This is a genomic window from Ramlibacter agri, assembly GCF_012927085.1.
Classification (GTDB): domain Bacteria; phylum Pseudomonadota; class Gammaproteobacteria; order Burkholderiales; family Burkholderiaceae_C; genus Ramlibacter; species Ramlibacter agri.
The window spans coordinates 3,737,027-3,760,310 of record NZ_JABBFX010000001.1 but is presented as its reverse complement, the minus strand read 5'-3'; the positions used below and the strand labels follow the sequence as shown (position 1 = coordinate 3,760,310).

Sequence of the window (23,284 nt, the reverse complement as noted above, 5' to 3'; positions counted from 1 at the left end):
GCTGGCTTCCGGGTTAACCCCCGAACTGCGCGCGCCGCATCGCATATGTGAAAGCCAATTCCCGTGTGTGGAGGGCCGGACATAGAGTGGTTTCGTCTGAAGCCACTCCAGGAGTCCCGATGATCAAGGTTGTCTCCCTCTGGGCCCTGCCCGCCGGCATGAGCGAGGACGAATTCGAGTCCTGGTACGTCGGCAAGCACATCGGCGATGCGCAGAAGATCCCCGGGCTGCGCCGCTACACCGTGAACCGCGTGGTCCCGGAAGAGCGCGCCAACACCCGCTTCTACCGCATGGCCGAACTCGGCTTCGACACCATGGACGCCGCCCGCGCCGCGTTCGAGTCGGAAGAGTGGCGCTACGCCTTCGCCGACGCCAAGCGCTACATCGGCGAGTTCATGCGCTTCTACTTCGACAGCACCGACATCAAGAGGTAGCCGCGCCATGAACGCATTCCCCGAGCTGCCCTGGTTTCGCGCCTATGCCGCGGCGCTGGAGAAGGACGCCGACTTCCGCGCCAACTGCCGCTGGTTCCGCGGCCGCGTGGCCTTCCGCGTGGATGGCCAGGCCTGCACCGTCGCCTTCGACGACGGCATGGTGACCGGCGTGGAGGAAGGCATGCAAGGCGCCGAGTACGTGCTGAGCGCGCCGCGCTCCTGCTGGGACCGCCTGCTGCATGCCGACATCACGCTGCTGCGCCTGTACCGCGCCGGCGAACTCGACATCCGCGGCCGCAACACCGAGATCATGAAGAACTGGAAGGCGCTGTTCTGGATCGCCGAAGGCATGAAGCTCGTCGCCGGTTCCGGCAGGAAGGACTGACACCATGCCCTACGCCAAGCTCCAAGGCTCCCGCCTGTACTACGAGGAGGAAGGCAGCGGCCAGCCGCTGATCTTCACGCACGGCGCGAGCCAGGACACCTTGTCCTGGCGCGAGAACATCGGCCATTTCGCGCAGCACTACAAGGTCTACGCGATCGACCTGCCGGGCCACGGCAAGTCGGACCTGGTGCAGAACCGCCCGACCCGCTCCACCGACGAACACGCGGCGGCCATTGCCGGCTTCATGCGCGCGCTGGACATCCGCCGGCCGATCCTGGTCGGCCACTCGATGGGCGCGGCGATCTCGATCACGGCCTCGCTGAACTATCCCGACCAGGTGCGCGGCGTCGTCGCCGTCGACGGCGGCGCGGCCTTCTCCGGCGCGGCCGGGGTCAACTACCGGGGCAACATCCTGACCGACGCCGAGATCAACCCCGGCGACTGGATGGAGACCTCGATCCTGTCGGTGCTGGGCAAGACCACGCCGACGGAGCGCCGGCGGCAGATGGCCTTCGACTGCTCGCGCTGTTCGCCCTACGTGCAGTATTCGGACCTGCTCACCTACACCTCCTTCGGCTTCGCCGCGCGCCTGCACGAGGCCAGGGTCCCCGTGTACTACATCATCGGCGAGGACGACTGGTCCACCACGCCCGCGATCTGCCGCGAGACCGCGGCCAAGCTGGAAGCGCGCGGCGTCGCCAGTGGCGTGTGGGAGCTGAAGGGCGTGGGCCACATCCCGCACTGGGAGCAGCCCGAGGTCTTCAACCGCACCCTGGAACAGGTTCTCGCCAAGCTCGGGCGGGATTGATTCCACAACCACAAGGAGACAAGCAGCCATGGAATTGCCAAACCCGCTCCGCGCCTGGCCCGGCATCGTCGCGATCCTCTGCGCTGCCCTGGCAGCACCCGCCGCGCTCGCGCAGGATGCCGGCGCATCCGACGTGGGCGTCAGCAAGGACGCCATCAAGATCGGCGCCACCGGCGGCATCACCGGCGCCTACCCGATGGCCGGGCGCCAGTTCACCGGCTTCATGAAGCGCGTCTTCGACAAGACGAACGCGGCCGGCGGCATCCACGGCCGCAAGATCCAGTTCACCGTCATGGACGACGGCGCCGACGGCAAGCGCGCCATCGACAATGCGCAGGCCCTGGTGCGGGAGGAGAAGGTCTTCATCATGACCTCGGTCGGCACCACGACGACGCCGGGCATCATGCGGCTGCTCGAATCGCAGAAGGTGCCGCTGGTGTTCCCGCTGGCGCTGTTCAACGACCTCATCACGCCGCCGAAGGATGGCGTCTATGCCTTCCTGCCGCTGTACCACCAGCAATCGAGCGCGATCGTGGAATGGGGCATGAAGAAGAAGGGGCCCGGCAAGGTGGTCATCATCCGCGCCAATGCCCCGGTCTGGGATCCGCCGACCGACGCCGCGGCGAAGAAGGTGAAGGAACTGGGCGGCGAGGTCGCCGGCGTGATCAACACCGAGTACAGCCAGAAGGAATGGGGCTCGGTCGTGATCCGGCTGAAGGAGCTGGCGCCCGATTACCTGATGGTCCTCACCACCGCGCCCGACCAGGGGCGGCTGTACGCCGAGATGAAGCGCCAGGGCTTCGCGGTGAAGAAGTCCATCCTCGGCACGGCGACGCTGGCCGACCAGGCTTTCCTGGACGCCGCCGGCTCGGTGCCCGACGGCCTGGTGTACGCCTCCGTCCCCGCGACGCTGATCCAGACGGCGCCCGAGGCCAAGGTCTGCCAGGACCTGTGGCCCGACGAGAAGATCGGCGTCTATGGCATCGAGGGCTGCGCCGCCGGCGAGATGATCGTCGAAACGCTGCAGAAGCTCGGCCCGCAGCCGACGCGCGCCAACCTGAACAAGATGCTGTCGACGAGCTTCGGCCCGTTCAAGCTGCCCTACACCGGCGTGTTCAAGTCCTCGCCCGACCACCTGCTGGCGCACGGCATGGGCGTCGCCACCGTCGAAGGCGGAAAGTTCGTGTCGGTCGGCACCGAAATCATCGAAGCGAAGTAGCCAGCCATGCAGATGCTCGGGGCCACGCTGGTCAACGGCGTCGTCGTCGGAATGATGTACGGCCTGCTGGCCATGGCCCTGATCCTGCTGCTGCAGACCACGGGCGTCTTCAACTTCGCGCAGGGCGACGTCGGCATGCTCGTGGCCTTCGTCTCCTGGGCGCTCATCACCTCCGGCAAGTGGCCGGTCGGCCTGGCGGTGCTGGCGAGCGTGCCGATTTCGGCGGCGCTCGGGGTGCTGCTCTACTTCGTCGTGATCCGGCCCGGGCGGGCCGATCCGGTGGGGCTGTCGCTGCGCAGCCTGGGGCTGCTGGTGCTGTTCATCGCCCTGGCGCAGCGCACCTGGGGCACCAATGCGCCCTACACCTTCCCGAAGCTGCTGCCCGATTCCGGCGTGGCGGTGTCCGGCTTCAACATCACCTGGCTGCAATTGGCCACGCTCGTGTTCACGATCGCGCTGGCCCTGCTCGTGAGCTTCATCCTGCAGCGCACGCGCATCGGCCTGATGATCCGCGCCGTCCGGGCCAACCGCGTCGCCGCCTTCGAGCTGGGCGTCAACGTGGCCGCCATCGAGATCACCGCCTGGGCCGCCGCCGCGGTGGTGTCGGGCGTGGTCGGCATCCTGTTCGCGATGCTCACCTTCCTGGCCCCGACCATGATGGCGCCCTTCCTGCTGTCCGCGTTTGCCGCGGCCATGCTCGGCGGCCTGTACAGCATGGCCGGCGCGCTGGCGGGCGGCGTGCTGCTCGGCGTCGTCCAGTCCGCGTCCTCCGTCTACCTGAACCAGCCGGAGCTGACCAGCCTGATCGCCTTCCTGATCCTCGTCGCGGGCCTGCTCCTGCGCCGCGAGCGCCTGGCGCTCAGCACCTGAGGCCCGCCTCCATGCGCAGTTCCATGCCGCAGTCTCCTCCGCTGCCGCTCGCCTGTGGCGGCTTCGAATCGCTGGCCGGCTGCGCGGCGCTCGTGCTGCTCGCGCCGCTGCTGCTGTCCGAGTACCAGGTCTACGCGCTGGCCGTGACCTTCGCCTACGCAATCGCCGCGCTGGGCACCGGCATCGCCTATTCCAGCCTGGGCATCCTGGCGCTCGGCCAGTCCGGCTTCATGGCGATCGGCGCCTTCGCGAGCATCCTCCTGCTGGAGGCCAAGGTGCCCTTCATCGCGGTGCTGCCGCTGTGCCTGCTGCTCGGGCTGGCCTGCGGCGCCGCCTTCGGCCTGCTAGCCAGCCGCCTCACGCAGTTCCCGCTGGCGGTGGTCGGCTTCGCCTTCGCCTTCCTGCTGATGGACCTGGGGACCGGCGGACTGCTGAAGCGCCTCACCGGCGGCGAAGCGGGACGCACGGCCCCCGTGGGCACGCTGTTCGCCGCCGACGTCAGCCAGGGCCTGCCCATGTACTACCTGGGCGCGATCGCGCTGGTGCTGTGCCTGCTGCTCGCGCTGCTGGCGCAACGCTCTTCCTTCGGACGCGCGCTGCTGTCGATCAAGCGGGACGAGATGCTCGCGGCCTCCTGCGGCGTCCACGTGTCCGGCTGCAAGACGGCACTGCTGGCCCTGGCCACGGCCTTTGCCACGCTGGGTGGCGCGCTGGTCGCGCAGTTCACCAACTTCGCGTCGCCGGGACAGTTCGGCCCGGGCTTGACGGTGAGCCTGCTCGCGATGGCGCTGGTCGGCGGTTCACGTTTTCTGCTCGGCCCGCTGGTGGGCACGCTGATCCTGGACACCCTGCCTTACCTGGTGAAGATGCGCGCCGACGACCGCCAGGTGCTGGTCGGCGTGGTGCTGCTCGCGGTGCTGGTGCTGGCGCCCGACGGCCTGCTCGCGTGGCTGCAATCGGGATGGCGCGCGCTCGCGCGCCGGCTGCCGCGCCCCGCGGCCAAGCACGAGGAGCGGACGCCATGAACGCCGGCATGCTGCAGGTGCAGGACGTTTCGGTGCGCTTCTCCGGCCTGCTGGCGCTCGACCGCGTCCGGCTGGCGGTGGGCCGGCGGGAAGTGGTCGCGCTGATCGGCCCCAACGGCGCCGGCAAGACGACGCTGCTCAACGCGATCTGCGGGCTGGTCACACCTGCCAGCGGCGGGGTCAAGTTCAGCGGCGGCAGCCTCGGCAGCGCCGGCTTGCGCGGCCTGCGCGGCATCGGCGTGGCGCGCACCTTCCAGCACGCCAAGCTGCTGGACGAACTGACGGTGCTGGAGAACGTGATGCTCGGCACGCACTCGATGCGCTCCCGCCTCTCGCTCGCGGGCGAATGCCTGCGCCTGCCCGCCAGCCGCCGGGATGCTCGAGCGGCCGAGCGCAAGGCCATGGACATGTTGTCGCTGTTCTCGCTGGCGGGGCTGGCCGGTACGCTGGCCGGCGCCCTGCCTTTCGGCAAGAAGAAGCTGGTGGACCTGGCGCGGGCGCTGGCGAGCGAGCCGACGCTGATCCTGGTCGACGAACCCACCGCCGGCCTGAACGACAGCGAAGTGCAGCACCTCGGCGCCGTGCTCGCCGACCTGCGCTCGCACATGTCCATGCTGATCGTCGCCCACCACATGGGCTTCGTGCGCGGGCTCGCCAACCGCGTGCTGTGCCTCGATCGCGGGTCCGCCATCGCCGAAGGCACACCCGAACAGGTGCAGCAGGATCCGGTCGTCGTGCAGGCCTACCTCGGAAAGGACTGAAGGCATGGCTGCGAACCAACCCGTGCTTCGAGTCCAGCAACTGGCCGTGTCCTACGGCGGGCTCACCGCGCTCGACGACGTGGCCTTCGCGCTGGCCGAGGGCGAAGTGCTGGGCGTGGCCGGCCCCAACGGCGCCGGCAAGAGCTCGCTGCTGAAGGCGTTGGCCGGCGTCGTGCGGCCGGCCGCCGGCCGCGTGGCCTTCGGCGAGGAGCCGATCTTCGATGGCAGCGCCCGCGTGGCGCGCGGACCGCGCTGGGCCGTGCGCCACGGCATCGTGCTGGTGCCGGAAGGGCGGCACCTGTTCGGCGACCTCAGCGTCGAAGAGAACCTGCGCTTCGGTGCCTACCTGCTGGGCGCGCATCGCTACGACGAGGACCTGGAGCGCGTCTACACGCTCTTCCCCAAGCTGCGCGAGCGGCGGCAGCAGAAATCCGCGACGCTCAGCGGCGGCGAGCAGCAGATGGTCGCCATCGGCCGCGGCCTGATGGCGCGGCCGCGCCTGCTGCTGCTGGACGAGATGTCGCTCGGCCTCGCGCCCGCGATCGCCGCGGAGGTTTCCTCCGCGCTGGTGCGGCTGCGCGAGCAGACCGGCCTCACGATGATCGTCGTCGACGAGAGCCTCAAGCGCCTGGCCCGCATGACCTCGCGCGTGCTGTTCCTCGCCCGCGGCCGCGTGCACAGCGAGCTCGACTCGCAAGGCATGCGCGTCGACGAGGCCAATTACCTGCTTTCGAGCTTCTGATGGACAAGGCATGAGCAAGCTACTGGGCATCGACGTAGGCGGCACCTTCACCGACCTCTTCCTGCTGGACGAGGCCACCGGCGAAGTCCGCATCAGCAAGGCCTCCACCACGCCGGGCGACCAGGCCACCGGCCTGTTCAACGCGATGGCGGCGATCGACGTGCAGGCGGCCGACATCAACCTCTTCATCCACGGCACCACCATCGCCACCAACGCGCTGATCGAGCGCAAGGGCGCGGCCTGCGGGATGATCACCACGCGCGGCTTCCGCGACGTGCTGGAACTCGGGCGGCGCGACCGGCCGCACCTGTACGGCATGACGGGCCTGCAGGATCCGCTGATCCCGCGCTGGCTGCGGCTGGAGGTGCTGGAGCGCATGGGCCCGGATGGCGCGGTCATCGAACCGCTCGACGAAGCTGCGGTGCTGCAAGCGGCACGGGTGCTGCGGGCCCGCGGCGCAGAGGCGATCGTCGTCTGCTTCCTGCATTCCTATGCCAACCCGGCGCACGAACGGCGCGCGCGGGACCTGCTGCGGGAAGCCGAGCCGGACTGCATCGTCAACCTGTCGTCGGACCTGCTGCCGCAGATCTACGAGCTGGAGCGCTTCAGCACCGCCGCCATCCACACCTACCTGCAGCCGCTGGTGAGCCGCTATGTCGATGCACTGCGGCAGCGCCTGTCGGCAGCCGGCTACCGCCAGGACGTGCTGTTCGTGCAATCCAGCGGCGGCGTGATGTCCAGCGCCACGGCGCGCCAGCGGCCGGCCAACCTCGCCCTGTCCGGCCCGGCCGCGGGCGTCATGGCCGCGAGCTACGTCGCCGAAGTTGCCGGTTTCGAGAACGTGATCTCCGCCGACATGGGCGGCACGAGCTTCGACGTCTGCCTGATCCCGAAGGGCCGGCCACGCACGTCGGACCAGACGGAGCTGGGCTTCCGCATGCCGCTGCGCGCGGCGATGATCGACATCCACACGATAGGCGCCGGCGGCGGCAGCATCGCGCGCGTCGACCGCGGCGGCATCCTGCAGGTGGGCCCCGAGTCGGCGGGCGCCATGCCCGGCCCCGCCGCCTACGGCCGCGGCGGCGTGCAGCCGACCGTGACCGATGCGAACCTCGTCATCGGCCACATCGGCGAATCGTTCGCCTTCGGCGGCCAGGGCGGCATGAAGCTGGATCGCCAGGCAGCTGAAAGCGCGATCCGCTCGCGCGTGGCCGAACCGCTGGGCCTGGCGGTCGAAGAAGCGGCGCGCGCCATCGTGCGCCTGGCCAACCACGGCATGGCCGGGCGCATCCGCGCGGTCTCCATCGAGCGCGGCTACGACCCGCGCGAGTTCGCGCTGGTCGCCTATGGCGGCGCCGGGCCGATGCACGCGGCGGCGCTGATGAAGGACGTCGGCATCGGCCGCTGCGTCATCCCCTACTACCCGGGCGTGCTGTGCGCGCTGGGCAGCGCCGCAGCGGACGTGCGGCAGGACATCGCGCGCACCGTGATGCGCGACCTCGACACGCTGGACTTCCCGGCCTTCGCGAAGACCGTCGACGAAATGGTGCAGGAAGGCGCGCGGCTGATCCAGGGCGAAGGCGTGCCGGTAGATCGCGTCGATGTCTTGCTCGCCGCCGACATGGGCTACGAAGGACAGCGGCACGACATCCGCGTCAACCTGCCGGCGGCGCTGTCGCGCGAATCGGTGCGGCAGGCTTTCGAGCAGGCCTACCAGCTCGAATACCGGCAGATCCTGCCGCGGATCGGCATCCGCCTGACCGCGCTGCGCGTGATGGTGCTGGGCGTGCGGCCCCGCCTGAACATCGCGGGCTGGTTCAAGCAGCGGGGGCGCGGCATCCAGGCCCCGCCGGCCACGCGGCCCCTGTACGTGGAGGGCGAATGGCGCACGGCCGAAGTGCACCAGCGCGACGACCTGGGCGTCGGCGCCGAGGTGTTCGGCCCCGCCATCATCGAGCAGCGCGACTCCACGGTCGTCGTCGACGCCGGCACCGCCGCCCGCGTGGACGCGCATGGCAACCTGGTCCTGGAAATGAGGAGCCGCTGATGGCCAAGGACAGCATCGACCCGATCACGCTCGCCGTCGTCAAGGGCGCGCTCGAGCAGATCGTCGAAGAGATGGACGCAATCATCGTGCGCGCCGCCTTCTCGCCCGTCATCTCCGAGCAGCTCGATCGCTCCAGCGGCATCTTCCATCCGGAGACCGGCGAGGTGGTGGCGCAGGGCACGCTGTCGCCGCCGCTGTTCGTCACGGCCATGCAGGTCACCACGCAGGCGACGCTGGAGGCCGCCAGGCAGCGCGGCGGCTTTCGTCCCGGCGACGTCTACATCGTCAACAACCCCTACCTCGCGGGCACGCACCTGCCGGACATCAAGCTGGTGGCGCCCGTGTTCGTCGAAGGCCAGCTGATCGCGCTGCTTGCCACCTGCGGCCACTGGAACGACATCGGCGGCGCCACGCCCGGCGGCTTCGCGCCCACCGCGACCGAGATCCACCAGGAAGGCCTGCTGCTGAACCCGCGGCCGCTCTACCGCGAAGGCGTGCTGCAGGAGGACTTCCTCGGCTTCCTCCTGGACAACGTGCGCATGCCGGAGGAGCGGCGCGGCGACCTCAACGCCTGCATCGCCGCGCTCGACGTCGGCAAGGCGCGCATGGGCGAGTTGGTGGAGCGGCATGGCGCGGCGACGGTGCTCGACACCTTCCAGTCCCTCAACGACCGCTCCGAGCAACACATGCGCTCGCTGATCCGCGAGATCCCCGACGGCACCTACCGCTTCCGGCACACGCTGGACAACGACGGCCAACAGGACCGCGAACTGGTCATCCAGCTTTCGGCCACCGTGCGCGGCGACACGATCCGGTTCGACTTCAGCGGCTCCTCGCCGCCGGTGCGCGGCGCCGTCAACGTGCCGCGCAAAACCTGCATCGCGGCCTGCCAGATCGCCATCAAGCACCTGTTCCCCGAGGTGCCCATCAACGGCGGCTGCTTCCGGCCCTTCGAGTACGAGATCCCGGCGACGACCTTCCTCGGCGTGGAGTACCCGTATGCGATCAGCGGCTACCTGGAGTCCATCGGCCGCGTGGTGTCGACCGTGGTCGGCGCGCTCAACCCGGGCCTGCCGCAGCGCGCGCTGGCCGACTCGATCAGCACCACCGGCGTCATCACGATGTCCGGCACCCACCCGCAGCGCAATGCCTACTACGTGATGCTGTTCCCGGCGGCCGGCGGCTACGGCGCCAACGCCCACGGCGACGGCCTCGTGCACGGACCGAGCGCGCTGGGCTCCGCCAACTATCCCTCGGTGGAGTCGGTGGAGCACCGGCTGCCGGTGCGGGTCGAAGCACTGGAACTGCGCACCGACTCCGGCGGCGCCGGTGCGCATCGCGGTGGCTGCGGCACGCGCTACGTGTACCGCAGCCTGGCCGAGGGCGTGGCCGTGGCGGCCCTGGGCGACCAGCATCGCAGCCGGCCTTTCGGCGTGCATGGCGGACAGCCGGGCGCGGGCTCGGATGTGGTCTTCTACGGCGCCGACGGCGCGACGCACCTGCCCTTGCGGACCAAGGGCTTGCGCGTGCTGAACACGGGCGACGTCCTCGAGTACCGCTCGCCTGGCGGCGGTGGCTACGGCCTGCCCGCGCAGCGCGCGCCCGAGGAGGTGCTGCGCGACGTGCGCTTCGGCTACGTGGCCGCCGCGACCGCACGCGAGGTCTACGGCGTCGTGCTGCGCCAGATGGCCGGCGCCGACCCGGACGCGATGGAAGTGGACGAACCCGCAACCGCCGCCGCGCGGTCCCGCATGATGAAGGAGAACGGATGATGCTGAAGGACAAAGTGGCCATCGTCACCGGAGGCGCCCGCGGCCTCGGATATTCGATGGCGCAGCACCTGGGCGCCCAGGGCGCGCGCGTCGTGATCTGCGACCTGGACGCAGCGGCCGTAGCCGAGGCGGCCAAGCGGCTCGAAACCGCGGATATCGAGGCGCTGCCGGTGGAATGCAACGTGGCCTCCACCGAGGACCTGGACCGCCTGGTGCAGGCCTGCCGCGAACGCTTCGGCCGCCTGGACATCCTCGTCAACAACGCGGGCGGCAGCGCCCACACGCCGCTGAAGATGGAGGACGTGACCGAGGAGCACTTCGACCGCGTGATGAACTGGAACGTGCGCGGCACCTTCTTCTGCATCCAGCGCGCGCTGCCCCTGCTGAAGGTGCGCGGCGGGTCGGTGATCAACATCTCGTCGATCGCCGGCCGCTCCGGCACCGAACTGGTGAGCCCGCAGTACAGCGCCGCCAAGGCCGGCATCGTCGGCATGAGCCGCAACCTGGCCAAGCACCTCGGGCCGGACGGCATCCGCGTCAACGTCATCGCGCCCGGCTTCATCAAGAGCGGCGAGCGGGTCGAGGCCGTCTGGCGCACGCGCGACGAGACTGCGGTGCTGTCGCAGGTGGCCCTGCGCCGCCGCGGCGAGATGCCGGAGATCGGGCAGGTGGCCGTCTTCCTGGCTTCCGACGCGTCCAGCTACATCACCGGTGCCGTGCTCGACGTCAACGGCGGCTTCATGATGGCCTGAGCCCATGGACGGCATACGCGGCCAATCGTTCCTCGTCACCGGCGGCTTCAGCCTGGTCGGGTCGCACATCGCGGAGCATCTGCTGGCCGCCGGGGCGGCACGCGTGCAGTTGCTGGACAACGGGTCCATCGGCCATGCCGGCACGGTGCGCTCGCTGTGCGCCGACGAGCGCGTGCACGTCCTGCACGCGGACATCCTGCGCCAGGACGCGCTGATGGAGGCCTGCGCGGGCGTGGACGGCGTCTTCCACACGGCCTTCTTCATCACCACGACACTCGCCCGCGACCTCGCCACCGGCATGGACGTCAACATCCGCGGCGTGCTGAACGTGCTGGAAGCCTGCCGCTGGCAGAAGGTGCCGAAGATCGTGATGTCCTCGTCCATCGCCGCCTACGGGCACCCCACCGGCGAAGTCGTGACGGAAGACGCCGCCTTCCAGCCGCAAGGCATGAAGCCGGCAGGCGCCCTTTATGGCGCCGCCAAGCTCATCGGCGAGCAGCTGTGCGCCTTCTACCAGGAGCGCCACGGCGTCGCTTACGCCAGCCTGCGCTATTCGACGGTCTATGGCGAACGCCAGCACGAGCGCGGCATGCACGTGATTCCGATGATGGCGGCCTGGCGCGCGGCGCGGGCCGGCCAGGACACGGTGTCGCTGCAGGGCGATGGCACCGACCGCCACGACTACGTGTACGCGGGCGACGTGGCACGCGCCAACCTGCTCGCGATGACAGCTGGCCAGGGCAACTACACGATCGCTACCGGCGTCTCCACGCCCGTGGACGAAGTGGTGCGGCTGGTGCTGCAGGCCTGCGGCGCGCGGACACAGGTCCGCTACCGCGAAGTGGCCGGCGGCAACCCGAACGCCTACCAGAGCGTGCCGCGCTTCGACATCGCGAAAGCCGGGCGCGAACTCGGCTGGGCACCCGAAGTCCGCTTGCCCGACGGCCTGGCGCGCATGGTCGCCTGGTGCGACGCCAACGGAGCCTGACATGCAAGCCGATTTCCCCCAGCGCGTACGGGCGGGCGAGCGCCTGCTCGGCTCCTTCGCCTTCCTGCCCAGCCCCGGCCTGGTGGAGGTGCTGGGCCGCGCCGGCCTGGACCACGTGATCATCGACCAGGAACACAGCCGCAAGGGCTGGGACGTGGTGGAGAACATGGTGCGCGCGGCCGACGCCGCGGGCATCGCGGCGCTGGTGCGCGTCGCCTGGAACGACGAGAAGGAGATCCTGCACGTGCTGGAGACCGGCGCCGCCGGCATCGTGCTGCCCTTCGTGGAGAGCGCCGCCGACGTGCGGCGCGCAGCGGCGGCCCTGCGCTATGCGCCCGAGGGCACCCGCGGCACCTGCACGCAGACGCGGGCGGCGGGCTACGGCTCGCGCAAGCAGGGCTTCGTGCAGTACGCCCAGGCGTGCAACCGGCAACTGCTGCTGGTGGGGCAGATCGAAAGCCGCAAGGGGCTGGAGAACATCGAGGAGATCGTCGCCGCCCAGCCGGGGCTGGACGTCGTCTTCCTCGGGCGCTCCGACCTGGCCTCCGACCTCGGCAAGCCCGGGCAGACCCATGACCCGGAAGTCGAGGCGGCCACCGGGCGCATCGTCGCCAGCGCACGTGCCGCCGGCAAGGTGGTGGGCATCGCGCACTACGAGGCGGCCGAAGTGGCGACCTGGGGGGCGCGCGGCTGCAGCTTCTTCGCCCTGGCCAGCGAGTCGGGATTCCTGCTGCGCCAGGTGGCGCGTTTCGTGGAAGACGCGGCACAATCCGCTCCACCATGAACTACTGGCTCATGAAATCCGAACCCGACGACGTGTCGGTCGACGACGCGCTGGCCGCGCCGAAGCACACGGTGCCGTGGACTGGCGTGCGCAACTACCAGGCGCGCAACTTCATGCGCGACCAGATGCGCGTGGGCGACGGCGTGCTGTTCTACCACTCCAGCTGTCCCGAGCCCGGCATCGTCGGCATCGCGAAGGTGGCTTCCACGGCCTACCCCGACCCGACGCAGTTCGAGAAGAAGTCGCCCTACTACGACGCCGCCTCGAAACCGGAAGAGCCACGCTGGTCGCTGGTGGACGTGCAGGTGGTGGAGAAGACCCGCAACTTCACCTTGCCCGAGATGCGCGAAGACCCGGAGCTCGCCGAGATGCTGGTGCTGAAGAAGGGCAACCGCCTGTCCATCACGCCCGTCGATCCGAAGCACTGGCGGCATATCGTGAAGAAGCTGGGCGCCAAGGCCGCCGCCTAGACAGGCTGCGGCAAGGCCAACGCCGGCCCGCCGCCGATAATCGCGGCGCAATGCAATTCGACATGAGCGGCTGGCAGGTCGCAGGCTTCCTCGCGTGCGCGGCCGTCGCCGCCGGCGCCCAGAGCATCACCGGTTTCGCGCAGGCGCTCATCCTCCTGGGGCTGACCGGGCTGTTCCACCTGGCGCCCTTGCCCGACGTCGCGAACGTGGCGATGGTGCTGTCGCTGGCCAGTGCCGCCACGGCGCTGCGCGGTTCGCTGCGCTCGCTCGACCGCGGCCTGCTGGTCTCCACCATCAACGGCAGCGTCGTGGGCGTCGCCGCGGGCGTCGTGCTGCTGTCCTGGCTCAACGCCAACGTCGTGATGCTGCTGCGCCTGCTGCTGGGGCTGGTGGTGATCGCGTGCGCCATCGTGGTCCTGGTGCGCGCCCGTCCGCTGGCGGCGCTGTCGTCACGACGCTCCTTCGCAGGCTTCGGCTTCCTCTCCGGCCTGCTGGGCGGCCTGTTCTCCGCTTCGGGGCCGCCGCTGGTCTACCAGTTCTACCGCCAGCCGATGGACATCGAGGCCGTCCGCGACACGCTGCAGGCCACGCTCGCCGCCGGCGCGCTGGTCCGCCTGGTGATGGTGGTGCCCAGCGGGCAGTTCAGCCTGCGCGCGCTGGTCCTGGCCGTCGTGGCCTTGCCGCTGGTGGTCGGGATCACGTGGTGGATGCGCCGGCATCCGCCTGCGTGGCGGCGGACCACGGTGCTGAAGTTCGTGTGCGCGCTGCTGGTGGTGACCGGCGTGGGCCTGGTCGGGCCCGCGGTGCACGCCGTCTTCTAGGCCCGCACGATTCTCGGCAGGGCCTTCACGGCCGATCCGGCCGGGAACAGCGCGTGCGCGACCCGCTCGCGATCCAGCCCGAAGGTCTCCGCCGCCGCGGTGGCGATGAGCGCATCGAGCTGCAAGGTAGGCCGCAGGTCCCGACCTTCGTGCAGGGCCCCGGTCGCCAACCCCGGCCAGTCCGCCAGCACCTTGCCGCCCTGCACCGCCCCGCCGGCCAGCAGCGCCGCCGACGCGGTGCCGTGGTCGGTGCCGCCGGTGCCATTGGCCGCGGCCGTGCGGCCGAACTCGGTGGCGACCAACACCACGGTGTGGTTCCAGGCCTCGCCCAGGCCCTGCTTCAAGGCGGCGAGCATCGCATCCAGCCCGCGCAACTGCGCAGCCAGGCGCGGGTTCTGCGCGCTGTGCGTGTCCCAACCGCCGGTCTCGATCATGGCGACGCGCGGGCCCTGGGCTTGCGCCAGGAAGTTGGCCGCCATGCGCCCGACAGCCCCCGGATCCTGGCGTCGGCCGCCCTCCTCCTGGCCGCCCGCCATGCCGCGCGCATCGAGCGCGGCCGACCACAGCGCGTGCAACTGCGCGTCGGCGGCATAGAGCTGTTCCACCCGCAGCAGCAGGTCGTCGCTCGCGGCCGGCAGAGCGGACGCCGCATAAGAACTGACCTCTGCGCTGCCGCGCAGCGCAAGCGGCACGGTCGGTGCGAAGGCGATGGCCTCCTTGCTCCGCCTGGGCAGCAGGCCCACCAGCCGGTTGAGCCAGCCGTCCTTCAGCTGGTAAGGCGAAGTGCCCCCGCTTTCCAGCACGTTCTGGCCGTCGAAGTGCGAGCGGTCGCGGTAAGGCGAGGCCACCGCGTGCACGCACAGCGCCTGCCCCTGCGTGTAGAGCGCGCCGAACTCCTGCAGCGCCGGATGCAGCGCGAAGCTGCCATCCAGCTTGATCGCGCTGGCGGGGTCGATCGCCAGCCCGGCCCGCAGCGCCGCGTAGTTCGGCTCCGCATACGGCACGACCGTGTTCAGGCCGTCGGCCGCGCCGCGCTGGATGACGAAGACGAAGCGGCGCTCGGTGGCCGCCTGCGCGAACAATACGCGCGGGGCCGCGAGCAAGGCCGCTGCGCCGCCGAGGAAGCCGCGTCGGTCCAGGGCCATGTCACCTCCTCAGGAATTCGGGCGCCACCAGCAGCAGCGCGAGCGCGCTGGCGGGGCTCTCGGAACGGGCGATCGCTTGCGTAGTCGCCTCGCCCACGCTGCCAGGCAGCAGGCGCGGCGCCAGTGCGCGCGCATCGGCACTGTCGCCGGAGCGGCCGGCGATGCGCTGCGCGACTTCCACGCGCCGCAGCAAGGCATCGGGTGCGGCCCAGGTGGCTGCCACGTCATCCCATCCGGCCGGCGAGCCGGGCCGCCACACGGGCTGGCCCAGCTGGTTCATCAGGTTCGCCACCTGCATGGGCGCGACATCGCGCACGCCGACGGCGCGCAGGCTGGAAATGCCCCAGTCCCAGGGTGACTTGAACTTGGCCGGCGCCGGCTGCCAGGCTTCGGGCGCCGCGACCAGTTCGCGGTAGACGGTGGGCAGGTCGCCGGCGCTGCGCTGGAAGGCCGCGGCCAGCCGCTGCACCAGCGCGGGCGGCGGGTCGTCGGCGACGAAGTGGCGCGCGAGCTTGCCGGCAATGTGCTGCGCCGTCGCCGGCGCGGTGGCCAGGTCGTGCAGGATGGCCCGGGCCTGCTGCTCGCCCGCTTCGCCGTAGCTGCGTCCCAGCAGCATGCGTGCGCCGGGCTCGTGCATCGCGGGGCGATAGCGGAAAGCCTCGCTGCCCGCCGCTTCGGCCTCCAGGCCCGGCAGCGACCAGCCGGTGAGGGCTCGCGCGAACTCGGTGACGTCCGCCTGCGTGTAGCCGCTGCGCACGCCCAACGTGTGCAGTTCCAGGATCTCCCGCGCCAGGTTTTCGTTCAGGCCGCGCCGGCGCCCGGCCTGCCGCTCGGCCAGCATGCTTTGCGGGCCCGCCGATTGCGCCTGGTCCAGGTACAGCAGCATGGCCGGATGGCGCACCGCGGCCAGCAGCAGGTCCTCAAAGCGGCCCAGCACGTGCGGGCGGATCGCGTCGGCCTCGAAGGCCCCGGCCAGCCCCACCACCGCGACCTTGTCGACCGAGATGGCGAAGTGGTTGGACCAGAAGTGCACCAGCCGCTCCGTGAAAGGCGTGGCGGTCGTGAGAGCGGTCGCAGCGCGGGCGCCGACGGCGGCGAGATAGGTGTCGCGCGCCTCACGCCGGTAGGCCTGGCGCGCGGCCTGCTTCTCGCCCTGCGCAGCGTCGCGCGCATTGCGCTGCTGTTCCACCAGGGCCTGCAGCAGCGCCGGCGTGCGCGGCTGCGCCTGCCACGTGGGCGGCAGCGGCTCGTAGCGATCCAGCTGCGCCAGCAGCCAGCCGCGCGGATCGGCGGGCGGCGCTTCGTCCGCGCGCGCGCCGAGGCCGAAGCGGTTGAGGGCGATGGCGGCGGGCGTCATGCGGCGATTGGACGCCATTGGCGGCCCGCATGCTTGTCAGGAAGGTATCGGCGAGGTAAAGCGAGACAGCGGCCAGCCTGGCCCGCGCTCGCCTGCCGGCCGGTCAGCGCGCGGGCGCGGCGCGTGCCCGCGCCAGGTTCGCCTGCACCTGCGCTGCGGTGCGCGAATCCGGCGGCAGCACCTGCAGCAGCCGCTCCCAGCTGGCAATCGCCTCGCTGCGATCGCCGCGCTCCAGCGCCGCGCTGGCCGCAAGGGCCAGCGCCTTGGGCTGCGCCGGGTCGAGCGCCAGCGCCGCGAGAATCTGCTCCCGCGCCGCGCCCTGCAACGTGCCGCCTTCGGCGCTGGCGAGCTCGTCGGCGAAATCGGCGCGCAGGGCAGCCTCACGCGGCAGCAGTTCCACGGCCCGGGCGTAGGCGGCTGCGGCGTCGCCGTGGCGCTCGAGGGCCGAGTAGGAGCGCGCCAGCATGGCCCAGCCCTCGGGGTCGTCCGGCTCGGCGCGCAGGCGTTGCGCCAGCTGGTTCACCATGCCTTCGACCTGCGCCGTGCTCGGCGTGCCGTGGCCATGGGCCAGGTCCTCGCCGGACCACAGCGCGATCGGATTGCCCAGGTGCAGGTACATCATGATCGCGCAGCTGGGAACCACGGCGATGAGCGCGCCGGCCAGCGCCGGCGCCGGAGGCGTCGCACCGGCGCCGCGCAGCAGGGGGCGCAGCAGGCCCGCCAGCACGCCGGCGACGAGCACGGCGGCAATGACCCAGAACGCCGTCATGCCTGCTGCCTCCGGTTGCGCACGAGGACCGCCACCACGGCGACCAGGAGGATCGCGGGCCCGAACCAGAGCAGCCAGGTGCGCGGCTGCAGCGGCGGCTCGTACAGCACGAAATCGCCATAGCGCCGCACCAGCCAGTCCTTGACGGCAGCATCGCTGGCGCCGGCGCGCAGCTGCTCGCCGATCTGCCGCCGCAGGTCCACGGCCAGGTCCGCCTGCGAATCGGCGAGCGTCTGGTTCTGGCACACCACGCAGCGCAGCTGCGCGGCCAGGCGCAGCACGTGCGCATCGAGGTCGGCGTCCGCTGCGCCGGCCGCGCAGCACGCAGCCAGCAGCAGCAGCGCCAGCACGCGCTCAGGCATGGCCGCCCTCCTGCCGCAGCTGCAGCAACAGGGGCAGCAGCTTCTGTTCGACGATCTCCGGCGTCAGCGGCCCCGCCAGGCGCAGGCGCACGATTCCGCGCCCGTCGACGACGAAGGTCTCGGGCACGCCATAGACGCCCCAGTCGATGCCGGTGCGGCCTTGCGGGTCCAGCAAGGTCGCCGCGTACGGATTGCCCAGGCGCCGCAACCACTCGCGCGCGGCAGCGGGCTGGTCCTTGTAGTTCAGGCCATAGACTGGCACGCGCGCGCGCCGCGCCAGGTCGGCCACCACGGGATGCTCCGCCTGGCAGGGCGCGCACCACGAGGCCCACACGTTGAACAGCCAGACCTGCCCGCGCAGTTCGTTCGCGGCCAGGCGGCGGCCCGCGCCATCGAGCACCGGCAGCTCGAACGCCGGCGCCGCCTGGCCCACCAGCGCCGAAGGCAAGGCCCGTGGGTCGTGCGACAGGCCCGCGGCCAGGGCGACCGCCAGCGCCAGGAACAGCGCCAGGGGCAGCAGGCGGCGCATCATGCGCGGGCCTCCTCGGTGGCCGCCAGGGCCGGCAGCGCCGCCCCCGCCGCGCTGCGTTGGCGCACTCGGCGGTCCCAGGCGGCGGCCAGGCCGCCCAGCATCATCAGGAGGCAGCCGGCCCAGATCCAGTCGACGAAGGGCTTCACGTAGATGCGTACGGCCCAGCGTCCGGTATCGACCTCCTCGCCGAACGCCACATAGAGGTCGCGCGTGACGCCGGCATCGATGGCCGCCTCGGTGGTCGGCATGCCCTGGCTGTGGTAGATGCGCCGTTCGGGCGCCAGCACCGCCACCAGCCTGCCCTCGTGCTGCGCCGTCACGCGCGCCACCAGCGCCTCGTAGTTGGCCCCCGTGGCCGGGGCGACACCCTCGAAGCGGAAGCGGTAGCCCCCGACTTCGACGCTGTCGCCAACCCGCATCGGCAGCTCGCGCATGCTTTCCTGGCTGCCCACCAGCGTGACGCCGGCGATGAAGACGCCGACACCCGCGTGCGCGAGCAGCATCCCGACGTAGCGGCCCGGCAGCCGCCGCCAGCCCTGCGGCTGGCGCAGCCGCTGCGCCAGGTGGGTGAGCACGCTGGCGCCCACCCAGCAGGCCAGCAGCAGGCCCAGTGCCGTCAACAGCGATGCGCCATGCAGCGAGGCCGCCAGCACCGCCGCGCCCAGCAGGCTCGCCGCGGCCGCCAGCCGCAGCGGGCGCAGCAGCTCGCGCGCCGTGCCTTCGCGCCAGCGGGCGAAGGGCGCGGCGCCCATCAACAGCACGGCCGGCGCCATCAGGGGCACGAAGACCTGTTCGAAGTAGGCCGGCCCGACCGAGATCTTGCCGAGGTCCAGCAGTTCCAGCACCAGCGGATACAGCGTACCGAGCAGCACGGTGGCGGCAGCCACGGCCAGCAGCACGTTGTTGGAGAGCAGGAAGTTCTCGCGCGAAGCCAGCATGCAGGGCACCGGGCGCAGGCCGCGCGGCGCACACAGCGCGAACACGAGGAGCGCCCCGCCGGTCACGGCGGCCAGCAGCGCCAGGATGAAGACGCCGCGCAGCGGGTCCACCGCGAAGGCGTGCACCGAGGTGATCACGCCCGAGCGCACCAGGAAAGTCCCCAGCAGGCTCAGCGAAAAGGTGAAGATGGCCAGCAGCGCAGTCCAGGCGCGGAAGGCGCCGCGCCTTTCCGTCGCCGCCAGCGAATGGACCAGCGCGGTACCGGCCAGCCAGGGCATGAAGGACGCGTTCTCCACCGGGTCCCAGAACCACCAGCCGCCCCAGCCCAGCTCGTAGTAGGCCCAGGAGCTTCCGAGCAGGATGCCCAGCGTGAGGAAGGCCCAGGCCGCGAGCGTCCACGGGCGCGAGCGACGGGCCCAGTCGGCGTCCAGCCGGCCGGAGAGCAGCGCGGCCAGTGCGAAGGCGAAGCTCACCGAGAAGCCGACATAGCCCAGGTACAGCATGGGCGGGTGCGCCACCATGCCGGGGTCCTGCAGCAGCGCGTTGAGGTCGCGGCCCTCCATGGGCGGCGGCAGCAGCCGCGTGAAGGGATTGGAGGCGAGCAGCAGGTACAGCAGGATGCCGCTGCTCACGAGGCCCAGGATGCCCAGCACGCGGGCGTGCAGCGCGCCGTCCAGGCCGGCGCCGCGCCAGGACACGGCGGCGGTCCACCCGCCCAGCATCAGCGCCCACAGCAGCATCGAGCCTTCGTGGGAGCCCCAGGTGGCCGCCAGCCGGTAGGCCAGCGGCAGTTCGCTGCTGGAATTGGCCGCGACGTTGGCCACGCTGAAGTCGTTGTCGGCGAAGGACCAGGCCAGCGCGCCGAAGGCCAGGGCCACCAGCAGTGCCTGCAGCCGGGCGGCCGGTTGCGCGACCGCCATCCAGCGCTGCCGCCCGCGCGCCGCGCCGGCCAGCGGCAGCAGGGCCTGCACCAGGGCCACCGCGAGCGCGAGGATCAGGCAGAAGTGGCCCAGCTCCGCGATCATGGCTGCCCGGTCCGCGCCTGCCGCAAGGCCGCGGCGGCCTCCGGCGGCATGTAGTTCTCGTCGTGCTTGGCGAGCACCTCGCTGGCGACGAAGGTGCCATCGGCGCGCAGCTGGCCGCGCGCCACCACGCCCTTGCCCTCGCGGAACAGGTCCGGCAGCAGGCCGCGATAGACGACCGGGACCTCGCGCGCGGTGTCGGTGACGACGAAGCGCACCGTCAGGCCGTCGCCTTCGCGGCGGATCGACCCCGGCAGCACCAGCCCGCCCAGCCGGAAGCTGCGCGTGGCCGGCGCCTCGCGCGCCAGCACCTGCGTGGGGCTGAAGAAGAACACGATGTTGGAGCGGAAGGCCTGCAGCACGAGGGCCAGCGCCACCGCGCCGCAGGCCAGGCCTGCCAGCAGCAGGCCGAGGCGGCGCTGGCGGCCCGTCATGCGCGAGCGCGCGCCGCCGCGCGCCAGCGCCGCCGCAGCATCGCCAGGTCCACCGCAAGCGCCCCGAACGCGAGGCCGAAGGCTGCCACCACGTAGGCCGTGTGGCCGTCCGCCGAGAGGCTCGCGAGCCAGGCCATGTCAGGCCGCCTCGCCCAGCACGCCGCGCTCGCGCAGCAGGCAGCGCAGGCGCACCAGCGACGCGCCGATCGCGTACAGCCAGCAGGCCAGCGCCATCAGCAGCATGCCGGCCAGCATGGCGAGCGCCATGGACGGAGCGGCGGTGAGGCTCACCGACGCGCCCTGGTGCAGCGTGTTCCACCACTGCACCGAGAACCAGATCACCGGTACGTTCACCGCGCCCACCACCGCCAGCAGCGCGCAGGCGCGCTCGGCGCGGCGCGGCTCCTCGATCGCCCCGTCGAGGGCCAGCAGTCCCAGGTAGAGGAACAGCAGCAGCAGCTCGGAGGTCAGGCGCGCATCCCACACCCACCAGGTGCCCCAGGTCGGCTGGCCCCACAGCGAGCCGGTGGCCAGCGCGATCGCCGTGAACAGCGCGCCCGTGGGCGCCAGCGCCGTGACCATCAGGGCCGACAAGCGCGTGTGCAGCACCAGTGCCAGCGCGCCGTAGCCGGCCATGACGAGGTAGATGAACATCGACAACCACGCCGCCGGCACGTGAATGAAGATGATGCGGTAGACCTCGCCCTGCTGCGCATCGGCCGGCGCGACGGCGAAGCCGACGTACAGGGCCGCCAGCGCACACGCCAGCGCGCCGGCGAAGAACAGCGGCACGAGCCGGCCGGCCACCGGGTCGAAGCGGCGCGCCGAAGCCAGCGCGAGCCAGCGCGCGCGGCGGCTGGGTGCCGGCGGGCTATTCCAGGAGGAAGCGACCCTGTCCACGGCCTCATTCCAGCGCGATGCGCAGGCCGGCTGCGGCCGCCAGCGGACAGGCGAACAGGCCGAGCGCCAGGCAGGCGCCCAGCAGCGACAACTGCGGCAGCATGCCGAGGCCGGCATCGGCGGCCGCGCCTGCGTCCGCGCCGAACACCAGCACCGGTACGCACAGGGGCAGCACCAGCACGCACAGCAGCACCGCGCCGCCCCGCACGCCGAGGGTGAGCGCCGCGCCGACCGCGCCCAGCAGGCTCAGCACCGGCGTCCCCACCAGCAGCGAGGCGGCGAGCTGCAGCGCGGAGCCGGCCGGCATGCCATATTGCTGCGCGAGCAGCGGCGCCAGCAGCAGCAGCGGCGCGCTGCTGGCCAGCCAGTGCGCGCAGGTCTTCGCCAGCACCAGCAGCGCGAGCGGCTGCGGCGCCAGCAGCAGCTGGTCGAGGCTGCCGTCCGCATATTGCGTTGCGAACAGCCCGGACAGCGAAAGCATGGAGGCCAACAGCGCCGCGACCCAGAGGATGCCTGGCGCGAGCAGGCGCAGCTGCTGCGGCTCGGGACCCAGCGCCAGCGGGAACAGGCTGGCCGCCACGACGAAGAACAGCAGGCCCGCCAGCAGGCCGCTGCGCCGGCGCCAGGCCAGCAGCAGGTCGTGCGCCACCGTCGCCGCGAACACCTGCGCCATCGCCCTAGCCTTCCAGCTGCAGCACGCGGCTGCGCAGGTCCAGCAACTGGTGGGTCGCGACAACCGCCAGGCCGCCGGCGCGCAGGTGCGTCGCCAGCTGGCTGGTGAAGCAGGCCGTGGCGGCGGCGTCCAGCGCGGCCAGGGGTTCGTCCAGCAGCCAGAGCGGACGCGCCAGCAGCACCAGCCGCGCCAGCGCGATGCGGCGCCGCTGACCCTGCGAGAGGCGCCGCAGCGGCGTCCCACCAGCCTCGTCGACACCGAAATCCCGCAGCGCACGCAGCGCCTCCGCGCGGTCCGGCCGCGCGCCCGCCAGCCGCTGCGCGTAGGCCAGGTTCTCGAACGCATCGAGGTCGGCCGAGAGGCCATCGGCGTGGCCGAGATAGCCGATGCAGCGCTGGTACCGCGCATCGCCGCCGCGCACGGGCAGCAGTTGCCAGGACAGCGTCCCGGCAGCCGGTGCCAGCAGGCCCGCCAGCACGCGCAGCAGGCTGGTCTTGCCGCTGCCGTTGGCGCCACAGACTTGCAGCAATTCGCCGGGTCCGAGGGCCAGGTCCAGGCCGGCCAGCAGCTGGCGGCCGCCACGGTGCAGCGAGAGCCCGCAAGCCGCCAGGCCCTGGCCGGCCGCCGGCACCGGTGCGTTCGCCTCGGCCGGCCCGCGCATGCCGCTACTTCCGTTCCGGCCCGGGGGCGGCCGCGCCCACGTCGGGCAGGTGGTGGGCGATGCCCTTGTGGCAGTCGATGCAGGTGCGCTCGCGGTTGGCCAGGTAGGTGGAGTGCATGGCCTGCGCGCGCGGCGACTGCCGGGTGAAATCCATCGACTCGTAGTCGTGGCAGTTGCGGCACTCGAGCGAGTCGTTCGCCTTCATGCGTGCCCATTCGTTCTGCGCCAGCTCCAACCGGTGCGCCACGAACTTCTCGCGCGTGTCGATGGTGCCGAAGATCTTGCCCCAGACCTCCTTCGACGCCTGCATCTTGCGGGCGATCTTGTTGGTCCAGTTGTGCGGCACGTGGCAATCCGGGCAGCGCGCGCGCACGCCGCTGCGGTTGGTGTAGTGGATCGTCGCCTGCAGCTCCTGGAACACGTTGTCGCGCATCTCGTGGCAGCCGGTGCAGAACTTCTCGGTGTTGGTCAGCTCCAGCGCGGTGTTGAACGCGCCCCAGAACATCACGCCGGCGATGAAGCCGCCCAGCGTGAGGAAGCCCAGGCTGAAATAGGCGCTCGGCCGGTTGATGGTCCTCCAGTAGCGCTTGAGCAGGTCCGGCATGGACGCCT

The 23,284-nt window shown here is 71.4% G+C and carries 27 protein-coding genes; 15 read left to right on the top strand and 12 right to left on the bottom strand.

The window, feature by feature from the left end; all coding sequences use genetic code 11:
- Positions 1–119 precede the first annotated feature (119 nt).
- From HHL11_RS18370 to HHL11_RS18300, 15 genes are read left to right on the top strand one after another with little or no spacing between them, the layout of a single operon-like run.
- Entirely contained in the window at positions 120–434 is a 315-nt protein-coding gene (locus tag HHL11_RS18370) for an EthD family reductase (RefSeq protein WP_169419792.1), read from the top strand.
- Positions 435–441: 7 nt separating this feature from the next.
- Positions 442–819 carry a hypothetical protein gene (locus tag HHL11_RS18365; RefSeq protein WP_169419791.1) on the top strand — a complete coding sequence of 126 codons (378 nt, stop codon included), beginning with the start codon at positions 442–444 and terminating at the stop codon, positions 817–819.
- A 4-nt stretch (positions 820–823) separates the two neighbouring features.
- Positions 824–1,627 (top strand): alpha/beta fold hydrolase, encoded by an 804-nt coding sequence (locus HHL11_RS18360; RefSeq protein ID WP_169419790.1) that lies wholly within the window; start codon positions 824–826, stop codon positions 1,625–1,627.
- A gap of 28 nt (positions 1,628–1,655) precedes the next feature.
- Positions 1,656–2,846, top strand: coding sequence for an ABC transporter substrate-binding protein (locus HHL11_RS18355; protein WP_169419789.1), 1,191 nt, complete (start codon positions 1,656–1,658; stop codon positions 2,844–2,846).
- 6 nt (positions 2,847–2,852) lie between these two features.
- Positions 2,853–3,716: a branched-chain amino acid ABC transporter permease gene (locus HHL11_RS18350; RefSeq protein ID WP_169419788.1), complete on the top strand. Its 864-nt coding sequence runs from the start codon at positions 2,853–2,855 to the stop codon at positions 3,714–3,716.
- Between the two features lie 23 nt (positions 3,717–3,739).
- Entirely contained in the window at positions 3,740–4,741 is a 1,002-nt protein-coding gene (locus tag HHL11_RS18345) for a branched-chain amino acid ABC transporter permease (protein ID WP_169419787.1), read from the top strand.
- A complete protein-coding gene (locus HHL11_RS18340; RefSeq protein WP_169419786.1) occupies positions 4,738–5,502 on the top strand; it encodes an ABC transporter ATP-binding protein in 765 nt (254 codons plus the stop codon). Before HHL11_RS18345 ends, HHL11_RS18340 begins: the two co-directional genes overlap by 4 nt.
- Before the next feature lie 4 nt (positions 5,503–5,506).
- A complete protein-coding gene (locus HHL11_RS18335) occupies positions 5,507–6,244 on the top strand; it encodes an ABC transporter ATP-binding protein (protein ID WP_169419785.1) in 738 nt (245 codons plus the stop codon).
- Between the two features lie 10 nt (positions 6,245–6,254).
- Entirely contained in the window at positions 6,255–8,291 is a 2,037-nt protein-coding gene (locus tag HHL11_RS18330; protein ID WP_169419784.1) for a hydantoinase/oxoprolinase family protein, read from the top strand.
- Positions 8,291–10,063, top strand: coding sequence for a hydantoinase B/oxoprolinase family protein (locus HHL11_RS18325; protein WP_169419783.1), 1,773 nt, complete (start codon positions 8,291–8,293; stop codon positions 10,061–10,063). Before HHL11_RS18330 ends, HHL11_RS18325 begins: the two co-directional genes overlap by 1 nt.
- Positions 10,063–10,815, top strand: a complete 753-nt coding sequence (locus tag HHL11_RS18320; protein ID WP_169419782.1) for an SDR family NAD(P)-dependent oxidoreductase — start codon at positions 10,063–10,065, stop codon at positions 10,813–10,815. The genes HHL11_RS18325 and HHL11_RS18320 overlap by 1 nt, the downstream gene beginning before the upstream one ends.
- 4 nt (positions 10,816–10,819) lie before the next feature.
- Positions 10,820–11,803, top strand: a complete 984-nt coding sequence (locus HHL11_RS18315) for an NAD-dependent epimerase/dehydratase family protein (RefSeq protein WP_169419781.1) — start codon at positions 10,820–10,822, stop codon at positions 11,801–11,803.
- Between the two features lies 1 nt (position 11,804).
- Positions 11,805–12,587, top strand: coding sequence for an HpcH/HpaI aldolase family protein (locus HHL11_RS18310; RefSeq protein WP_169419780.1), 783 nt, complete (start codon positions 11,805–11,807; stop codon positions 12,585–12,587).
- Complete coding sequence (locus tag HHL11_RS18305; protein WP_169419779.1) at positions 12,584–13,057, top strand: EVE domain-containing protein; 474 nt, start codon at positions 12,584–12,586, stop codon at positions 13,055–13,057. The genes HHL11_RS18310 and HHL11_RS18305 overlap by 4 nt, the downstream gene beginning before the upstream one ends.
- A 50-nt stretch (positions 13,058–13,107) precedes the next feature.
- Positions 13,108–13,878, top strand: coding sequence for a TSUP family transporter (locus HHL11_RS18300; protein ID WP_169419778.1), 771 nt, complete (start codon positions 13,108–13,110; stop codon positions 13,876–13,878).
- On the opposite strand, the gene HHL11_RS18295 is transcribed toward HHL11_RS18300, so the two are convergent.
- The 12 genes from HHL11_RS18295 to HHL11_RS18240 all read right to left on the bottom strand — a co-directional run bounded on the left by HHL11_RS18295 (position 13,875) and on the right by HHL11_RS18240 (position 23,276).
- Complete coding sequence (locus HHL11_RS18295) at positions 13,875–15,023, bottom strand: DUF1501 domain-containing protein (RefSeq protein WP_169419777.1); 1,149 nt, start codon at positions 15,021–15,023, stop codon at positions 13,875–13,877. The genes HHL11_RS18300 and HHL11_RS18295 overlap by 4 nt on opposite strands.
- Before the next feature lies 1 nt (position 15,024).
- Positions 15,025–16,380: a DUF1800 domain-containing protein gene (locus HHL11_RS18290; protein WP_240980105.1), complete on the bottom strand. Its 1,356-nt coding sequence runs from the start codon at positions 16,378–16,380 to the stop codon at positions 15,025–15,027.
- Positions 16,381–16,483: 103 nt separating this feature from the next.
- Positions 16,484–17,149 (bottom strand): tetratricopeptide repeat protein, encoded by a 666-nt coding sequence (locus HHL11_RS18285; protein ID WP_169419775.1) that lies wholly within the window; start codon positions 17,147–17,149, stop codon positions 16,484–16,486.
- Complete coding sequence (locus HHL11_RS18280; RefSeq protein WP_169419774.1) at positions 17,146–17,511, bottom strand: cytochrome c-type biogenesis protein; 366 nt, start codon at positions 17,509–17,511, stop codon at positions 17,146–17,148. Before HHL11_RS18280 ends, HHL11_RS18285 begins: the two co-directional genes overlap by 4 nt.
- Positions 17,504–18,043, bottom strand: a complete 540-nt coding sequence (locus HHL11_RS18275; RefSeq protein WP_169419773.1) for a DsbE family thiol:disulfide interchange protein — start codon at positions 18,041–18,043, stop codon at positions 17,504–17,506. The genes HHL11_RS18280 and HHL11_RS18275 overlap by 8 nt, the downstream gene beginning before the upstream one ends.
- Positions 18,040–20,007 carry a heme lyase CcmF/NrfE family subunit gene (locus HHL11_RS18270; protein WP_169419772.1) on the bottom strand — a complete coding sequence of 656 codons (1,968 nt, stop codon included), beginning with the start codon at positions 20,005–20,007 and terminating at the stop codon, positions 18,040–18,042. The genes HHL11_RS18275 and HHL11_RS18270 overlap by 4 nt, the downstream gene beginning before the upstream one ends.
- A complete protein-coding gene (ccmE, locus tag HHL11_RS18265) occupies positions 20,004–20,438 on the bottom strand; it encodes a cytochrome c maturation protein CcmE (RefSeq protein WP_169419771.1) in 435 nt (144 codons plus the stop codon). Before ccmE ends, HHL11_RS18270 begins: the two co-directional genes overlap by 4 nt.
- On the bottom strand, positions 20,435–20,575 hold the full coding sequence (locus HHL11_RS18260) for a heme exporter protein CcmD (RefSeq protein WP_169419770.1): 141 nt from the start codon (positions 20,573–20,575) through the stop codon (positions 20,435–20,437). The genes ccmE and HHL11_RS18260 overlap by 4 nt, the downstream gene beginning before the upstream one ends.
- Before the next feature lies 1 nt (position 20,576).
- Positions 20,577–21,338: a heme ABC transporter permease CcmC gene (ccmC, locus tag HHL11_RS18255; protein ID WP_342593236.1), complete on the bottom strand. Its 762-nt coding sequence runs from the start codon at positions 21,336–21,338 to the stop codon at positions 20,577–20,579.
- Positions 21,339–21,342: 4 nt separating this feature from the next.
- Positions 21,343–22,011, bottom strand: coding sequence for a heme exporter protein CcmB (ccmB, locus tag HHL11_RS18250; protein WP_169419768.1), 669 nt, complete (start codon positions 22,009–22,011; stop codon positions 21,343–21,345).
- A 4-nt stretch (positions 22,012–22,015) separates the two neighbouring features.
- On the bottom strand, positions 22,016–22,672 hold the full coding sequence (gene ccmA, locus HHL11_RS18245; protein WP_169419767.1) for a cytochrome c biogenesis heme-transporting ATPase CcmA: 657 nt from the start codon (positions 22,670–22,672) through the stop codon (positions 22,016–22,018).
- A 4-nt stretch (positions 22,673–22,676) separates the two neighbouring features.
- Complete coding sequence (locus HHL11_RS18240; RefSeq protein WP_169419766.1) at positions 22,677–23,276, bottom strand: cytochrome c3 family protein; 600 nt, start codon at positions 23,274–23,276, stop codon at positions 22,677–22,679.
- Positions 23,277–23,284 lie beyond the last annotated feature (8 nt).

Coding starts and splice junctions, on each gene's coding strand:
- HHL11_RS18275 (WP_169419773.1), bottom strand. CDS start 18,043: ATGATGCGCCGCCTGCTGCCCCTGGCGCTGTTCCTGGCGCTGGCGGTC.
- HHL11_RS18335 (WP_169419785.1), top strand. CDS start 5,507: ATGGCTGCGAACCAACCCGTGCTTCGAGTCCAGCAACTGGCCGTGTCC.
- ccmE (WP_169419771.1), bottom strand. CDS start 20,438: ATGACGGGCCGCCAGCGCCGCCTCGGCCTGCTGCTGGCAGGCCTGGCC.
- HHL11_RS18285 (WP_169419775.1), bottom strand. CDS start 17,149: ATGACGGCGTTCTGGGTCATTGCCGCCGTGCTCGTCGCCGGCGTGCTG.
- ccmB (WP_169419768.1), bottom strand. CDS start 22,011: ATGGCGCAGGTGTTCGCGGCGACGGTGGCGCACGACCTGCTGCTGGCC.
- HHL11_RS18310 (WP_169419780.1), top strand. CDS start 11,805: ATGCAAGCCGATTTCCCCCAGCGCGTACGGGCGGGCGAGCGCCTGCTC.
- HHL11_RS18355 (WP_169419789.1), top strand. CDS start 1,656: ATGGAATTGCCAAACCCGCTCCGCGCCTGGCCCGGCATCGTCGCGATC.
- HHL11_RS18260 (WP_169419770.1), bottom strand. CDS start 20,575: ATGGCCTGGCTCGCGAGCCTCTCGGCGGACGGCCACACGGCCTACGTG.
- HHL11_RS18350 (WP_169419788.1), top strand. CDS start 2,853: ATGCAGATGCTCGGGGCCACGCTGGTCAACGGCGTCGTCGTCGGAATG.
- HHL11_RS18340 (WP_169419786.1), top strand. CDS start 4,738: ATGAACGCCGGCATGCTGCAGGTGCAGGACGTTTCGGTGCGCTTCTCC.
- HHL11_RS18360 (WP_169419790.1), top strand. CDS start 824: ATGCCCTACGCCAAGCTCCAAGGCTCCCGCCTGTACTACGAGGAGGAA.
- HHL11_RS18280 (WP_169419774.1), bottom strand. CDS start 17,511: ATGCCTGAGCGCGTGCTGGCGCTGCTGCTGCTGGCTGCGTGCTGCGCG.
- HHL11_RS18325 (WP_169419783.1), top strand. CDS start 8,291: ATGGCCAAGGACAGCATCGACCCGATCACGCTCGCCGTCGTCAAGGGC.
- ccmA (WP_169419767.1), bottom strand. CDS start 22,672: ATGCGCGGGCCGGCCGAGGCGAACGCACCGGTGCCGGCGGCCGGCCAG.
- HHL11_RS18365 (WP_169419791.1), top strand. CDS start 442: ATGAACGCATTCCCCGAGCTGCCCTGGTTTCGCGCCTATGCCGCGGCG.
- HHL11_RS18345 (WP_169419787.1), top strand. CDS start 3,740: ATGCCGCAGTCTCCTCCGCTGCCGCTCGCCTGTGGCGGCTTCGAATCG.
- HHL11_RS18290 (WP_240980105.1), bottom strand. CDS start 16,380: ATGACGCCCGCCGCCATCGCCCTCAACCGCTTCGGCCTCGGCGCGCGC.
- HHL11_RS18270 (WP_169419772.1), bottom strand. CDS start 20,007: ATGATCGCGGAGCTGGGCCACTTCTGCCTGATCCTCGCGCTCGCGGTG.
- HHL11_RS18300 (WP_169419778.1), top strand. CDS start 13,108: ATGCAATTCGACATGAGCGGCTGGCAGGTCGCAGGCTTCCTCGCGTGC.
- HHL11_RS18295 (WP_169419777.1), bottom strand. CDS start 15,023: ATGGCCCTGGACCGACGCGGCTTCCTCGGCGGCGCAGCGGCCTTGCTC.
- HHL11_RS18330 (WP_169419784.1), top strand. CDS start 6,255: ATGAGCAAGCTACTGGGCATCGACGTAGGCGGCACCTTCACCGACCTC.
- HHL11_RS18240 (WP_169419766.1), bottom strand. CDS start 23,276: ATGCCGGACCTGCTCAAGCGCTACTGGAGGACCATCAACCGGCCGAGC.
- HHL11_RS18305 (WP_169419779.1), top strand. CDS start 12,584: ATGAACTACTGGCTCATGAAATCCGAACCCGACGACGTGTCGGTCGAC.
- HHL11_RS18370 (WP_169419792.1), top strand. CDS start 120: ATGATCAAGGTTGTCTCCCTCTGGGCCCTGCCCGCCGGCATGAGCGAG.
- HHL11_RS18320 (WP_169419782.1), top strand. CDS start 10,063: ATGCTGAAGGACAAAGTGGCCATCGTCACCGGAGGCGCCCGCGGCCTC.
- HHL11_RS18315 (WP_169419781.1), top strand. CDS start 10,820: ATGGACGGCATACGCGGCCAATCGTTCCTCGTCACCGGCGGCTTCAGC.